A 14,992-nucleotide genomic window follows, 5' to 3' on the forward strand; every position below is an offset into this window, starting at 1 on the left:
GTTTGGCCTCTCGTCATCCACCATTCACGATTTCAGTCGTGGTCAGCTGACCACCAGTCTAACAGTTTGGCCAACAATAGCTTTTGAAGATGGGGTATCGCAAACGCCGGTTAAGTGTTGCTCCCATGTCATTTGGTCGGTGAAGACAACCGATCGCACCTCGGAAGACCAGGGCCAACGGTATCGGCCGACCAGAAACGAGAGCCATCCAAGCGGAAGATTACCTTGTGTCGGCGTCGTGTCGTTCGATCTACTGCTTCCTAGTGCCTGGTGCCGCGAGCAGTGGAGGTCGACGTCTCCGAATGGGGTTCACAGGCGACGCGGGGACAACGAGAGCCGTTGCACGTCGGCAACGGCTCGATATGCTCGAGTCGATTTCGCAACGTCCTCAAGGCTCGCTTGACCAATTCGATCCCGTTGAAGCCGCCAAAGAGGGAGGCGTGATGCTTCGATGGCGAACATCTTTAGTGGTCAGCTGACCACTGACCTAATATCTTGAAATACAAAGGTTTTAGATCACGGTCACCTTTGCAGCTCAATGACCTCTACATCCGCGAAAATGTGAGGGGTTCTCCTGAGATGATTGCTGGAATAGACGTATAGTCACTTGGAGTGCATAACGTGAGGTGAGCGATGCCGCTACATGGTGAGCGACGAAATGAGGTTCTATTCGGTTCCTAGAGGCGGCGAGCGGTGAATTTTGGAAGAGGCGCTAAGGCTGGACAGGGCAGGCCGGCAATTTGCCATCAGCATATTAAGCGATTTACTGGTGGCAAGGCGTCATCAGCGCCCTGCACCCGTGCTTCCCGACATAGAGCGATAAAGTGACCAAACCAACCCCACTAATCAAATCGCTGCTTTTTATGCGAAATTAGATAAAGCTGTTGCGCAAGGGCGGCGGCAGCGCGACAAGATCGAGCGGGAGAAATCGAAGGCCCGCGCCAATGCCTCCAATTATGAACCTGCGATCGTAAGTTTCATCGACGTGCTGGGTTTCCAGGCGCTCCTCAATTCGAGAACTCCTGCCGAGATTCACAACGTCATTCTTGATCTGCGGGAATTTTCCACGCCAGATGAGTTACCCGCGAGACGAATGAAGGACGTCCGGCTGAGTAGTCGAGCCTTCGCGGAGTCGGTGTCGGACGCGGTGGTGCGTGTCCGTGTTTTTGATACACAATATGCTGACGGGGCACTGTTCAACGAGTTGCTAGACCTTCTCCACATCCAGATACAATGCATTAACAGCGGAGTATTAATCCGAGCCGGGGTCGCGATCGGAGACGTGCATGTTGGCCTAAACGGAAAAGGCCCTATCTTCGGACCGGCGATGGTGCGCGCTTACCAAATCGAGAGCGAGGAAGCCATGTATCCGCGGATTGTCGTTGACGAAGCCGCATACAGGCTCTTCCTCGCGGACAGTCGCCTACATAATGAGAATCACGACCCGGAGGAGGAAGCGGGTTATGTCAACGGGCTTCTTCGAGTGGGCGAGGACGGGACGCGGTACATAGACTATTTGGCTGCCGGCGAGGGAGAATTCGATGACTTCGCGAATTACCTTCAATTCATGGAAAGGCACGCTGACTTACTGCGCCGGAACCTCGGCACGACCCATCGACCGAACGTCCATCGTAAATACGTGTGGCTGGCGCGGTGGCCGGTTTCATCGGAATACGCACGTAGCGGCGGAGCGATGGCGAATACCGTCGCCTAGCGCTTCAGATTCTCAAGTCTACGGAGATCGCACAGCGGCGCGAAACACCGAGCCGTCGGCGCCTGATGAACCGCGCCATCAACGGCGAATGAGGCCAAATCGGTGGGCTTCGTCTAGCAGGTCTCGAACGGAGGAGGGCTGCCACTTCTTGCCGCCGCGCGCAGGCCGTTCTCCCATCTGGTCCAGTTGCGCGCCAATGTCGCGAAGCGACAGATCGGGATCGGCAATAGAGATTGCCGCCACCAACTTCATGAGGTGGTCCGCGGGGGCGCGACGAGGGGAGCGGGCCAGAAGTTCTTTCTCCGCGAGCTTTTCGCGAACCAGGCGATGAACGGCGCGACGAAGGCGCTCGACCGTCCAGTCGTGACCGCGGCGATTGAGCACCCGCACGACATTATCCCAGCTATGTTGCGGGCGGAGCTGTCGCACCACCGGTAGCCACGTCTGCGCCGACGCGATGAGCTCATCGAGATAGAGTTTCTCCCGCGCTTGCGAAACTGCCTTGATCGCCTCCGGACGCCGTTCTCGCAAGCCCGGGTTGCCAGGAAGTTTGCCCCGCGCCTTCGCCGCCTTGATGCCGGCCTTGGTGCGCTCGGCGATTAGAGCACGTTCGAGCTGCGCGACCGCGCCGAGGACCTGGAGGGAAAACATGCCTTGTGGCGTGGACGTATCGATCGGGTCACGTATTGAGCGGAAATGCACGCCCCGCTCTTCGAGGTCCTCGATCACGGACAAGAGATGGCTCACCGATCTGGCCAGTCGATCGAGGCGGACGACGACCAGGACGTCGCCCGCGGTGAGTTCGCCGAGCATCCGCGTCAACACCGGTCGGGCGCGCGATGCACCGGAGCCGTGCTCCTGATAGATCCGATCGCAGCCGGCTGCCCGCAACTCATCGATCTGGGCATCGTGGATCTGATCGTCCGTCGACACCCGGGCGTAGCCGATCAGCCGCTTAGGAGGCTGGTGGATGTTAACGGTTTGCCGCTTTGCCATGGCGCCTTCAAAAGTCTCGTTTCAAGGTATTTTGTACAGACAAGGAATGCGTGAGAAAATGGTCAGTTGCAAGCGTGTTTTAGCGATCGGATAGCGGCCCACCAGACTCGAAATGCCACTGCGGACGAGCCACGGAGCGTCCGCAGTGACAAACGCGCCCCAGCGGGCTTTCGTGACCGAAACGCTGGAAAGCAAGGGATTGGAGGAGGGGAGGGGGGAAGCGAACTGACGTTAAACGTGCCGTCGGCATAAGGCTGACGAGAGGGGAGGCATCAATGTAGGCTCTGCCTGCCTAACACCGCCCATACGAGGTACTTATCGGAAGTGAGGCGTGGCCTGGAGCGATCTATCCAGTAACGGACATCAACTATAAGATAGCGTCCGTTTAACAAATCATTTACCATGAATTCAATGTCTTACGATCTGACCAGATTGCCCCTCCAGACCCTGCTGCGGCCGATTTCGGACGCGACGAGCACTTTGGTGCGTCTCGATGAGCGCATCGCCCGTTCGCCGGTGGGCGACGGCTGGATCGAGCGCATGCATTTCGCCGACGGCTGCGCCTCGCTGTGGATCGACGGCGAGCTCGTCCACCTCGAGGACCTGGTGCTGCACGACGCCGGCCATGACATCCGCACACCGACTCACGAACTGACGATTGCCCGCGACGTTTTGAAAACCCGCCGGCGCATCGCCGCGCAGCCGCCCGGCTGGGCGCTGAGCCCCGACGGTCTGCGCGCCTTGCGCGGGCAGGCGTGGCCTGCACCATCACGAGCCGCCGATAGCGATCACTCCGACGATACGGCTGACGAGGTTGTCGCGAGCATTGCGCCGTCGGCGACCACGGTCGCAGAGACTGCCGGGGAAGGGGAGGGGGCGGAGCCGGACGCGTCCGATCCGCTCGCCGCGGAACTCGCGGCGATCGACGCCGTGCTCGCGCGCGCCGATGCTGCTATTGCCAAGGCCAACGCGCCTGAACGCGGCGGGGGAAGGGAGAAAGATCCGCTGGTCTACGATCTCGATTGGGACGAGGATGAACGCCTCGACGAGTGGCGAGCCGTCGTCATGGAGACCGATGGCCTGCCACCGGTATTGCGGGCGATCATTCCCTCGACGCTTGGAACGATCTGCAGGTCCTGCAGCACGCGCCATGGCTCGGCCGGCTGCTCGCCGCCGAAGCGCTGCGGCAGGCAGGACTGACAACGGCGACGCATCTGGCCACCATCAATCTCGGCCTCAAATCCATCCCCGTTGAGCGCCGCCGGCATCGCGCGCGACACCCGGCTGCTGGCCATCGCCAACGGGATCATCGCGGCCGCCGAACTCGGCATCAGGGAGCATGACCGGCTGGCGCTAGCAAAACAGATGATGGAGCGGCGCCTGGTCGGCCGGCGCTCGTCCTCAAATCTGCCGGAGCTGATCGACCTTGTTGTCGCACGGCAGCTCGTGTCGGCCGGCATCGTCGCCAAAACCCTGGACGTCACACCGCGGGCGGTGCTCAGGATGGTCGAGGAGCTTGGACTGCGCGAGATGACCGGGAGGGGGAGGTTTCGGGCGTGGGGGGTAATCTAAGCTAGCGTTGCCATTAGGATTGAGCAGCCATTGCATTGTTGAGTATCTTTCGTCCGGACGCTGATTTGAGGGGCGTGGATCAGGCGTGCGCGAAAACGAGGCAAGAACTCTATGAGACGGTGGTACACCCGCCGGGATGGACCAGAACGATGAAACATACAGACAACGGAGGCCCTCAGCCAGGCGCACATCCGCACCGTATCTACAAATACCGGTCTTTCAGTAATCGCACGATCGAGATGCTTGTCGAGGATACACTTTTCTACGCGGACCCCAGCACATTTAACGACCCTCTAGATACTCGTCCGACATTAAATGCAGACGTCGAAGTTGCTGTCTTACAGGAAATGTTGCGCGTCTTTGTGGAACGCCGCACATCCGCCGAGATGGAAGCCGCAGCGAAGACAATTCGGTATAAGGGGCCACGAACGATGGACCATATCCTGAAGCTCGGCCGCAACCAGGCCGATAAGGTTCTCCAGGACATTGCTTACAATGCTGGCGATCCATCACTCGAAGAGGAAGATCCAGAGCTGTTCCTGCTGCGGAGCTATAATGAGCGCGAGCTTCTCCGCCAATATGAGAAGGGAATCGTCTCGATGAGTGAGCGCTGGGAATCTCCTCTCATGTGGAGCCACTATGGTGATCAACATCACGGCATCTGCGTTGGTTACTCAATTCCGGCAGAAGCCGGGGAAGGGGTCCGCAAGGTTCATTACGGAGGAGGAAGGGTCGTGGCAGCTAGTCTGGTTGCTTCGATGCTCCGAGGTGACCCCGGTGCTCAGCGGCAAGTCGATGACCTTGTGCTGCTCAGAAAAGCCGAAGACTGGAGCTACGAGTGCGAATGGAGGCTGATCGGAAAACGGGGCTCCCAAGATTCCCCATTGGAGCTCGAAGAAATCATTTTCGGCATTCGATGCGATGTGGCCGTCAAGTTCGCGGTAGTGCAGGCCTTAGCAGGCCGCCAACGGCCTGTTTCCTTCTACGAAATGCACGAAGATCAAGGGACGTTTGATCTTCGCCGTCGTGAGGTTGACATCGATGAACTTTCGGCGAGTCTGCCACGGCGATCGCGGCAATATATCGACGCCTTTTCAGACTTATCTGACATCCCGTCGCCCGGCGGCACCTAAGCGTTTACCCGCGCGCGGCGATGGGTGAGGTCGCACCGACGCAATCAGCTCGTTTGCTCGCCTTTTAGGAATGATAGGAGCGCACGCAACTTAGCAAGCAGCTCGTCGAATGTCAGAATCAGAACCTCCTTCAGGCTGTTCCGGTATAGTTCGAACGATTTTCTCATCGGCTCGCTTTCCGGTGTCAATCCCGCGATTACGATGCATTGAACGGCGTAAGTGTAGACGTCAAAAATGCCGGAATCGATTTTCTTCGATTTGATGTCCATCTGAAGGCGATAGCGTTGATCCAGCACTTGGCTCACGGCGCCGGAAAGTTCCGTTGACGGAGCATGCAGGTCACCGCGGTAGGCCTTGCGTTCGACCAAATCTGTCGAAGAGCGTTTAATCTCGATAATTGCGAGATTGCCCAAAAGCCCAGCTCTAATCGCGTAATCCGCGAGCTTTCCACCTCCGCCATCGAAACGTGTCCCACCCACCGCAAGCTGCTCTTCGAAGACAAGCGCGGGGACACCGAAAGCTCTTAAAATGAATGCGTTCGCAGAAAGGAACGACTGCCAGTCGTGCTCAGTCAGTCCCTTTTGAGCGATCCTCTTTTCCATCCTCTCTATCAGATCCTCGAGGGTAACGGTTTCGATTTCACGCTGGAGGGAAAGGATTTCAGTGGGCTCAGTTTTGGCTATATTCGCCACGGAAGCCCTCACGGTTTGGAGCGCGGCTTTCCGGGATATCGTCCCGGATTTTATCTTGCCAACGAGCGCTTCTGCAAGTCGGTCCGCGAGAGCCGAATTTACATCGTCGTGATAGTCGACCGAGTCTTTCGCCTGGAGCAAGTCGGATATCTTAGTCTCGATGACTTCCAGCTTGCGCTCGTTCACGAACGCTAATGTCTTTCTATGAAGCCTGCCGACAGTTTTGCGGAATCCATCGAAGATTGAGCGTGAAATTCGCAAAGTCCCACCGTTTTGCGACACGCCTCTGGCTTTCGAAACATACAGCTCCGTTACATCGGGCACCCTCTCAACGGCTTGCACGATGGTACGCAAGTCGTTCAGGACGCCGAAACCAAACAGAGGGGCTCGCACAAGACCTGCCGGCATATTTCCTATGCCCACATTCTCGCTGTAATCCTGATGCTCGAGAGAGGATATTCCATCGACAACGATAGATCGAATTTTCGTGTATTTGGGTTCAAGGAACCGTGACGTCAGGAGTGTTCGGAGCGGGAACACCGTCAATTTTTCGCTATCGGCATCGTATTGGGCCAAGACGACCGGATTTCCTGGATGCTTGAAGCCTGGGTTGTCTTTGATGAGTTTGTCGAGAGCCTTCGGTGAAATGATCAGATGTAGCTGTTCTAGGCCGTGATCGGTCGTCATCAAGTCGATGCTCAGTCCATCCTGGCTTTCAGCCACCACAGTCTGGAACTTTACGATCGAACTACCGCTCATTCTTGCCGCTTTCTCTGAATGGGTATCTTCGCCTGCTTGCTATTGATGGAAAACACGACAGCCTGTGGTTGGTCTTACAATCAAATGATTCGGTTCGGCAATGATCAAGCAGCCCCGCATAAGACGCATTAAAATTTCAAATTTCCGCGGCCTTGCGAGTACGGACTGGATTCCAGGTGACAGAATGAACTTGCTAATCGGGGGTGGTGATTCCGGGAAGTCGACGTTGCTCCATGCCATCGCGCTGATTTTTAGCCCGACCAATTCCGCGCAAGTTTTCGAGACTGATTATTTCAACAGATCGCTCGATCACGGCTTCGAGATCGAGGCCACGGTCTCGCTTCCGCCGGAGGTGGAACTGGCGAATTTCCAGCAGACGCTCTGGCCGTGGGAGTGGAACGGAAATTCGGCGATCCTGCCAGATCGCGAGCGGGACGATGCGAACAGTGATCCGGTTTGCGTATTTCGGGTCAGGGGTACCGCGGATTTAGAATTGGTCTGGGAGGTCGTTCAGCCAAATATGGAGGTGGTCGGACTTTCAACGAGCCTCCGTCGCAAGGTTGGCGTCGTGCGTTTGGCAAACGACGACCGAAACGACCGCGATCTGCGCCTTGTCCCTGGCTCGGCACTTGATCGCTTGCTGTCAAAGGGAAACCTCAAGTCGCGTATTAGCGCGCAGGTCGGTTCAGTCGAAGTCTCCAATGCATTCACAGGTGACGAGACCAAAGCGCTCAAAAACCTCGACAAGATACTCAAGAATGCCGGGCTCCCCCACAACCTTGATATCGGACTGACAAGCAGCCAGGGATTATCCATTGGCGCACTTGTCGGTCTGCTTGCTGAGAAAGACGGCACGCTGCTTCCGGTCGCCAGCTGGGGAGCCGGCACTCGGAGAATGGCGGCGCTCCAAGTCGCTGGAGCGATAGAGGCAGCGACGCGACTGACTGTCATCGATGAAATCGAGCGTGGACTTGAACCTTACCGTCTACGGCAGCTCCTCGACGCACTCGGGTCCGATCACCAACAGTGCTTTTTGACGACCCATAGCCCGATCGTCATTGCGGCGGCTAAGGATGCCGCCCTTTGGTACATGGACGGAGGCGGTCAGATCGGGCGGCTACATCCGGACAAGATCGGTAGGCAGCAGAACCGCGATCCGGAAACATTCCTCTCGAAAGTGCCGATAATAGCTGAAGGCGTTACGGAAGTCGGATTTCTCCGTGCTCTGTTCCATACCGTCTTTAGGGAGCGCGAGTACGTTCACGGGATACGAATTTCCGATGGCGGCGGCAACGAATCGATGCTGGGCCTGCTCGAAGCACTCAGATCTGCAGGGATCAACGGCGCTGGTTTCTGCGACGACGAGGGCAGGTTTCCTGAAAGGTGGCGCAAGCTGAAGGATGCATCCGGACCGAAGTTATTCCAGTGGCCGGCGGGATGCCTCGAGGAAAATGTCATCGCGCATGTTCCCGACGACAAGCTGCTCTCCCTTGCGTATGATCCCGACGGTTCCGGTGGCGATCGTCTTCGGACCCTTGCCGATCGGCTGAGTCTTCCAGGAAAGGAAGAGACCGAGATACTGGCTGCCGCGGGATCGAGTGCCGCGCTACGCGCCTTGATCATTGCCGCTGCGACTGGCGACAAGCGAGGCGCTCCAGACGACCGATCAGCCAAGGAGTGGTCTAAGCACAGTCAACGATGGTTCAAGTCAATCGGTGGCGGCGCCGAGCTGTGCGAGAAGATGATTGCCTTAGGTCTCTGGTCAAAGATCGAACCGGACCTGCTTCCATTCATCAACGCGATACGTTCAGCCGTAGGTATGTCCGCTCTTGCTCCGGGAGAACTTCGTTTTGACGGATGAAGAAGTCGGCGCTCTGCTGAGTTCAGACCTTGAGCTGGTCGTGATTGAAGCTCCTGCGGGCTGTGGCAAGACCTTTCAGGGAGCGAATTACGCGCTGCGAGCCGCGCAGCAAATGCCAGTTGGAAGAGTTCTCATACTGACCCATACTCACGCTGCAAGATCTGTTTTTGCCAGCCGGACGCGCGGGGTTTCCGACCGCGTGGAAATCCGCACGATCGATAGCTTTCTCACTGAAATTGCAGCGATGTATCATCGATCGCTCGATTTTCCGGAAGATGTGGGAAGCTGGGCGCGCGAAAACAATGCCTACGAAATCGTAGCCTCCAGGACGAGAGAGCTGCTCGAGCATTCCGTTACCGTTTCGCACGCAGCGGCGGCGCGATATCCGGTCATTATTTGTGATGAGCACCAAGACGCAAGCGCTGATCAACATGCTGCGGTATTGGCGCTGCATCGAGCAGGCTCGGTTGTACGGTTTCTCGGTGATCCTATGCAGCTCATATATGGTGGGGCTGGTAAGGGGACGCGCATGGCTCTTGAGCGTTGGAAACACCTGACAGCTTTGGGTGGCCTCGGAAGGTTGACAAACCCACACCGATGGCAAAACGGTTCGCCAGAACTTGGTCAATGGGTCTTGGATGCGCGGGAGGCGCTTGCCAACGGCGGCGCTATCAGCCTGGCCGGCCCCCTACCAAAAGGCCTTAGCGTCATCCACGCAACAAACTCTGCTCGGGTTGTTCGCAAGGCTCTAAGTATGTCCCGAGAGGATCGCTTGCCAATTGCAACTCTCGCGAACAAATCGAATCAATTGCTCGTCCTCACTGCCGGTAACGACCGGGTCGACCACCTGAACGCTTTTTTCAACCGATCAATGAGGATCTGGGAAGGGCATAGCCGAGATGATCTTTCAACTTTAGTACGCGATGTCGAGCGCAATCCCGGTCGGGCCGCTGACATGGCTGACGCCTTTCTCGCGTTTGTTACCGCAACTTGCAAAGGCTTCACGGTGTCTGGCCATGGTCAACGCCTTCGCGAGGAGGTGGTTGATGGTTGCTCAAAGCCCCGTCGGGGCCTTCCATCGCACTTGCAATCGCTAGCTCGTATCCTTTTGGAAAATCCAGACCACAAAGGTATCAGCATTGCGCTCCTGCAGCTCAAGGGACTGATCGCGTCCAAAACGGCAGGCTTCACCCACATGTCTATCGATCTAAAGAGTGAATTTCACGATGCGATCAAACTTGGGGACTTTCTGACAGCAAAGGACGGACTGGCGGAAATTAACAGGCGAAGGACGTTTTCGCATCCGGAACCATGGAAGAAATCAATCAGCACGGTTCATAAGTCAAAAGGACTTGAATGCGAGAACGCATTGATGATGATGTGTGATCGGCATTCGTTCTCGAGCACAGAATACAAACGACGCCTGATGTATGTCGGTCTCAGCAGAGCGAAGAAGAGTTTGACGCTCATCGTCTGCCGGGAAAATCCCACTCCACTATTTACGTTTTAGACTGCCCAAAAGGTCAAGGATCCCTTCGACGTTTTTAGGCGTTCCTCGGCGCGCCTGCGATCTTGCGAACGGCTGCTGTCCGGCCTGACGACGTAATCAAAATCTTCGAGGCAAGGCTTTGACATGTTGAAAGACACATTCAGGTGATCGCTATCGCTTCTTCCCCTTGATGTAGGCAAAATCAGTCAGACCCGCTTTCTTCCATAGTTCGAGATTGTCCTCAGGAACCGTCACCAAGGTCTTAAGCGCCGCTTCCACCGACTGCAGAAAAGCGACTGCCCCGTCCAGTGTCGTGAGCAAGGTTTCGACGAAACGGTCCTTGTCCGGCGGGTGATTGAAATCCGTTTCCGTATCGAAAAGCTTATGTTTCTCGTCGGGGTCGACATAGCTGTTGATCGCTGTCTCAAGAATCCAGAAATTATAGATCAGCACGACCGCCGCGTCGTGTTCCCGATCGAGGGTCAAGAGTAATTCGGGCTTCCACTCGATCGCTTTATGTAGCAGTTCGTCGGTGAGGTGACCCGTGAATTTGTTGCGCAGGTAGGAAAAAAACTCGACCGCTGGCGCGACGGTCGCGTACCCGGTGCTCAGCTCGCGATGATCTTTATAGATAAGACGGATCGACGTTTCGAAATCGCTGAGGTTGTGAAACCCGATGAACGCGGTCTTGAGGTGTGCGATTGCAAGGTAGAGGCCCTTATTGCGGATTTCTAATGCCGCCTCGGCCAGGTCATTGCGAATAACCAGGCATTTTAGAAGTTTGGCTTCCACGAGGCTCTCCAACGCATCACTATGTTGTGGTCTGATACCATAATCGCCTTGTGAGGGAAGTAAATCTGTCAAAGATGCAAGACCATATGACGAAAAGGGGCGGTAAAGCTCCAGGGCGGGTGCGAGTGGCAACACACAGGGAAGAGCAGGTACACCAGCATCTATTTGAGGTTGGGCTGGAAGCGGTCGTCAAAGATTGTCCGGCATTCGACGATCCCCAGCCCAAACCCGAAATTGATCCGGACTCAGAGCCGAACTTCGAGCTTTGGCGCCTCATCAAGCGCCGCGCATACGAAAGGCTTCGAGGTCTGCACTATACCGTGCGATATGGGACCTTTGTGGGGAGTAAGATTGCCCTTCCGATCGATGCAAGCCGGCCAATGGAGCTCGATCTCCTCGGGACGCATGAGGATGGCATTTTTGTTCTCGAGCTGAAGGTCGATCGGTCGGCCGAACGCAATGCTTTTTCCGAACTATTCGCTTACAGCAACTACATTGCCGGCATGTTCGCCTTATCCGGGCACCAGGACATCACCAATATCCTTGTGGCGAACCTCGACGTAAAGATCACGCGCCAAGCATTCCTGTACGATCTCCTCATCAACGACCGCAACATCATCGTGTACCAGCCAAGCTTTTCCTCGAGCGACGTTGCGAGCCTCCGGTTGGATCTCTGGCTTCCCACCGATGATGATTTCAAACATTTCACGAATGATCTGCTCTCCCACGATGCGATGGCATGCGTCGTCATTTCGTTCGAGGATCTCGACGGCTGGTACGACAGCGAAGAAAAAGACGGCAGTCTAAACGAGACAACGCGAAAACACCTGACCATGCTCAGTGGATATGCGGCCCAGCTGATGGAGGCAGAGCGGTTGCATGGGTTTTGCTTTATCCGAAAGCCATGGAGGGAGATTCCCCGCTACTATCGCAACAGCCTTTTTGTATGCGCCCTGAATCCGTTCCGGGTCGCGGTTCCCGAGCGAGCGAATGCCATCACCGCCCAAATAGATCCGTCGAAGCGCAGCGAGCTCTTTGAGATGCCTGAAATGGCGTTCGATGGCCGGCTGATAGGTATCGCACAGCGCGCCTTGAACGATTGCCTGGCGCATAACACCGGTGGAGAGGTGGAGACGGCGATCTGGAGCGTCATCGTGGAAACCAGCGGCGAGGTGGTTTTCACGCACAATTTCGGTTTTCGGCCGACGGGCATGCTACGAGAGGCCTACATCAGCTACCTCAACGAACGCTTCGCGATCGAAGATGCCGGAGGATGGGGGGATGATTTGTCGGTGTTGAAAATCAACAACGTGAACAATTGGTTCCAGGCTTGGGAGTTCATGCGGATGTGTGGATTGGGCCAATCCGACGCGGAACATGACGAACCAGACGATGACGAAGGTAACTCCCCTTGGTAATCGTCGCTTTGGAAAAACCGCGCATTGCGAAAAACAGGGGCGCGCAGCGGCGCCCCTGTTTCCATTAGGGATTGATACGCCCAAGCCGTCACGCTTCTTCAGCTTAGGCCGAAAGCGTTGTCTTGGCATACAGCCGATTAGTTTTTTGATGTTCTTGGGGGATACAGCGCGCGGTGAGCGCATCCTCGAGTTCGTCTAACCTGCCACTGAACTCCAGTGGAAATTATAGCCCCGGCGGTTTTTGATACGCCGAGCGGCGACCGGCGAAAGCGTGAAGCTTTCCGGAAAGCAGGTGATCGACACGGCACGCGAGACCATTGAACGTGCTAGAGCGGTAGGAGCCGCGCTTTAAGGAGGGGTGTAGCCGACGCTGACAGTGTTACTGTTTTCGAAGCGATTTCGGCACGAATTTATCGATCTCCTCGTCGTTGAAAGTGTAGTCCTCATTCTTTTGCAAAGCTATCTGAGCGTCAGCGTAGGCCTTTGCGGTGGTCTGTGGCGCGCCCAGGTAGATCGCGGAGAGCTTCTTCTGGAGTTCGTCCCTGCGTTTCAACGCCTCTTCCGAGGAGAGCGATCCCATCCTGAGATCGGCCAAGAGCGATAGATACGACTCTCTTATCGGCCACAAGTTGGCTGCAGCGTCCCTGTGCTTTTGCGCTGTGCCACCGGGGTCAAACCCCTTCATGTAGCCAGAAGCCCATAACCCCACTATCGAGAGAAACGCGGTGGCGAGCTTCAGCCAAAACTGATCGAGGAAGACGACCGATAAAGCGCCCGAGGTTGTCAGAACGGATACTCCAATCTGGCATAGCTTATACCGTTGCAGCGTCGCAGAGCAGCGATCAGCCATCTTCTCGTGGGTTTTATGGGTATAGACCACGCGGCCAAAACATTCGCGGATCTGGTCTTCAAGCGGCGAAAACTCGCTGCGGTCAGGTTGCGGTTCAGGCTGCATCGGCGCTCACCTGATTGCCTTGGATCGGAACATGGATGCGATCAGTCGCGACAACGACGCCATTTTGCACTGCGTAGCATTCAACGATGTGATCTCCGTTGAAGTTAGTATGCTCGGTTCGTTTCAGGTTTCCGCGATCACCGTGTATTTGCCCGCGAATGCAATCACGGCGGCGTGCCTCTTCTCCGCGATTAAGTACCTTCCAGTAGAGATTGAAACCGCCCTTGATGTCATGGTCAATAACGCTGAATGTCAACGTCTTGGCTGTTTTGAGCGGCAGCTTCAGTCGCAACATTTCCCTAAGAAACCGCTCTCGGAAGCCGTTCTGCGACACCTCACAATCCAAGGTGATGCTGTTGCGTATATCAATCGGAAACCGGTTTTCGATAAACTCCTCCGTGTTTTTCCACGAGGCGGCGGCAAAAGCCGACTTCTGTGTGGACTGTTCTGCGGCGGGGAAGCCGCGGCCATAAATTTTGCGCCACCTTTCATTCTCAGTGGTAGAGCCCGCGGCGGCGATGGCATCGACGGCCAGTTCATAAGCCTTTTTTGCCTTCTTCTGAAATTTGTTCTTCACCTTGACGCGCTGGCCACTACCGAGGGCGGCGTAATAGTCCTGATCAGGACGTTCAGAGAGGAACTTGAAGAAATCCCGGCTCATGTAATCGTAATAGAGGTAACTTTTTTCGTTATACTCACTCGTGGATTTCAGAAAATTGTAAGCCAGCGTGTCGATCAGTAGTCCGCCCATGGCGAGACCATGCTTGTTCTTCCAGGCGCGAGCCATCTTGCAGAGACGACGCAGGTTCTTGTTTTTCTGCTCGTTCGACTCTTTCATAGCTGCGATTTCGTCGCGAGGCTTCGTGATTTTCCACGATCCACCGTCGTAGGTGTCAGGATATTTGAAGCTGCCATCGGTCTGTTCGAATACCGGCTGGACTTCAATATGAAAATCTCGATAGAGCACCTGTACTACAAGCCGGTCCTTGACGACCGTCGTGCTCGGATAGCGGCTTTTGATTGCATTCCTTGTATCATCGAGAAGACGGGATTGTCCGCCGTCCTTGTAGTCATCCCATTTGCCGGCAGGCATGATGTAAAGCATGTCAAGGTCCGAAATGCCCCTGATCGCCGTCCAGCGGCCGTACGAGCCGACTTGCAGAGAATTCGAAACTTTCGACTCCGTATCGCGGAATTTCTTGTTGAGAGCTGCCGTCACCTCGCCGTAACGGAGGCTAATTGTATCGCCGTTGTCCACCGCGATGTTGCTGAGAAACTGTTTGAACGTATCGGCGATGCTCATCGGCCTGTTACCTCAATAGCTCTGAAAATTTGGCTCGGCTTGCGGCTGAGCCTATTCGTGGGTTGATGGGGCCACCTCACTATGTGGCCGATTAGTCGGCAGGCTGGTCTGTAAAAAGCTCCAATGTGAAAGGATCGCGCCGTCGGCTTAATCCCGCGCCAAGTGTTTGACAGGGGTGCTTGACTCTGCCGAGCCCGTCCTTGCCTTCGAAATGAGCCCAGCCGCCATTGGGCAGGCGCCTTGTCAAAATAGTTGCGCCGCATTTCCGACAGGGATGGAAGTAGCTTGTTTTTTCGCTTGCATCGGCA

At 55.9% G+C, this 14,992-nt stretch carries 10 protein-coding genes and 1 pseudogene; 6 read left to right on the plus strand and 5 right to left on the minus strand.

Going from position 1 to position 14,992, the window contains the following annotated elements:
• Positions 1-985 precede the first annotated feature (985 nt).
• Positions 986-1,714, plus strand: a complete 729-nt coding sequence (locus RGR602_RS20115) for a hypothetical protein (RefSeq protein WP_203226211.1) — start codon at positions 986-988, stop codon at positions 1,712-1,714.
• A gap of 78 nt (positions 1,715-1,792) precedes the next feature.
• Here RGR602_RS20115 and RGR602_RS20120 read toward each other — a convergent pair whose 3' ends face one another.
• Complete coding sequence (locus RGR602_RS20120; RefSeq protein WP_040113928.1) at positions 1,793-2,710, minus strand: recombinase family protein; 918 nt, start codon at positions 2,708-2,710, stop codon at positions 1,793-1,795.
• Positions 2,711-3,112: 402 nt separating this feature from the next.
• Between RGR602_RS20120 and RGR602_RS20125 the strand changes: the two are divergent.
• Both RGR602_RS20125 and RGR602_RS20130 read left to right on the plus strand, forming a co-directional pair.
• Positions 3,113-4,282, plus strand: a pseudogene (locus RGR602_RS20125) (RHE_PE00001 family protein).
• A 149-nt stretch (positions 4,283-4,431) separates the two neighbouring features.
• On the plus strand, positions 4,432-5,415 hold the full coding sequence (locus RGR602_RS20130; protein WP_052451668.1) for a DUF2971 domain-containing protein: 984 nt from the start codon (positions 4,432-4,434) through the stop codon (positions 5,413-5,415).
• A 44-nt stretch (positions 5,416-5,459) separates the two neighbouring features.
• Here RGR602_RS20130 and RGR602_RS34950 read toward each other — a convergent pair whose 3' ends face one another.
• Positions 5,460-6,866: a Shedu immune nuclease family protein gene (locus tag RGR602_RS34950; RefSeq protein ID WP_052451663.1), complete on the minus strand. Its 1,407-nt coding sequence runs from the start codon at positions 6,864-6,866 to the stop codon at positions 5,460-5,462.
• A gap of 184 nt (positions 6,867-7,050) precedes the next feature.
• On the opposite strand from RGR602_RS34950, the gene RGR602_RS20140 reads away from it, so the two are divergent.
• Complete coding sequence (locus tag RGR602_RS20140; RefSeq protein ID WP_208867270.1) at positions 7,051-8,727, plus strand: ATP-dependent nuclease; 1,677 nt, start codon at positions 7,051-7,053, stop codon at positions 8,725-8,727.
• Positions 8,717-10,237: a UvrD-helicase domain-containing protein gene (locus RGR602_RS37370; protein WP_040113930.1), complete on the plus strand. Its 1,521-nt coding sequence runs from the start codon at positions 8,717-8,719 to the stop codon at positions 10,235-10,237. The genes RGR602_RS20140 and RGR602_RS37370 overlap by 11 nt, the downstream gene beginning before the upstream one ends.
• Positions 10,238-10,387: 150 nt before the next feature.
• On the opposite strand, the gene RGR602_RS20150 is transcribed toward RGR602_RS37370, so the two are convergent.
• Positions 10,388-11,080 carry a hypothetical protein gene (locus RGR602_RS20150; RefSeq protein ID WP_133939769.1) on the minus strand — a complete coding sequence of 231 codons (693 nt, stop codon included), beginning with the start codon at positions 11,078-11,080 and terminating at the stop codon, positions 10,388-10,390.
• A gap of 53 nt (positions 11,081-11,133) precedes the next feature.
• On the opposite strand from RGR602_RS20150, the gene RGR602_RS20155 reads away from it, so the two are divergent.
• A complete protein-coding gene (locus tag RGR602_RS20155; RefSeq protein WP_052451665.1) occupies positions 11,134-12,426 on the plus strand; it encodes a hypothetical protein in 1,293 nt (430 codons plus the stop codon).
• 379 nt (positions 12,427-12,805) lie between these two features.
• Here RGR602_RS20155 and RGR602_RS20160 read toward each other — a convergent pair whose 3' ends face one another.
• Both RGR602_RS20160 and RGR602_RS20165 read right to left on the minus strand, forming a co-directional pair.
• Entirely contained in the window at positions 12,806-13,381 is a 576-nt protein-coding gene (locus tag RGR602_RS20160) for an SLATT domain-containing protein (protein WP_040113931.1), read from the minus strand.
• Entirely contained in the window at positions 13,371-14,684 is a 1,314-nt protein-coding gene (locus RGR602_RS20165) for an SMODS domain-containing nucleotidyltransferase (protein ID WP_040113932.1), read from the minus strand. Before RGR602_RS20165 ends, RGR602_RS20160 begins: the two co-directional genes overlap by 11 nt.
• Positions 14,685-14,992: the final 308 nt, after the last annotated feature.

The sequence above is a fragment of the Rhizobium gallicum bv. gallicum R602sp genome (assembly GCF_000816845.1).
Classification (GTDB): Bacteria; Pseudomonadota; Alphaproteobacteria; order Rhizobiales; family Rhizobiaceae; genus Rhizobium; species Rhizobium gallicum.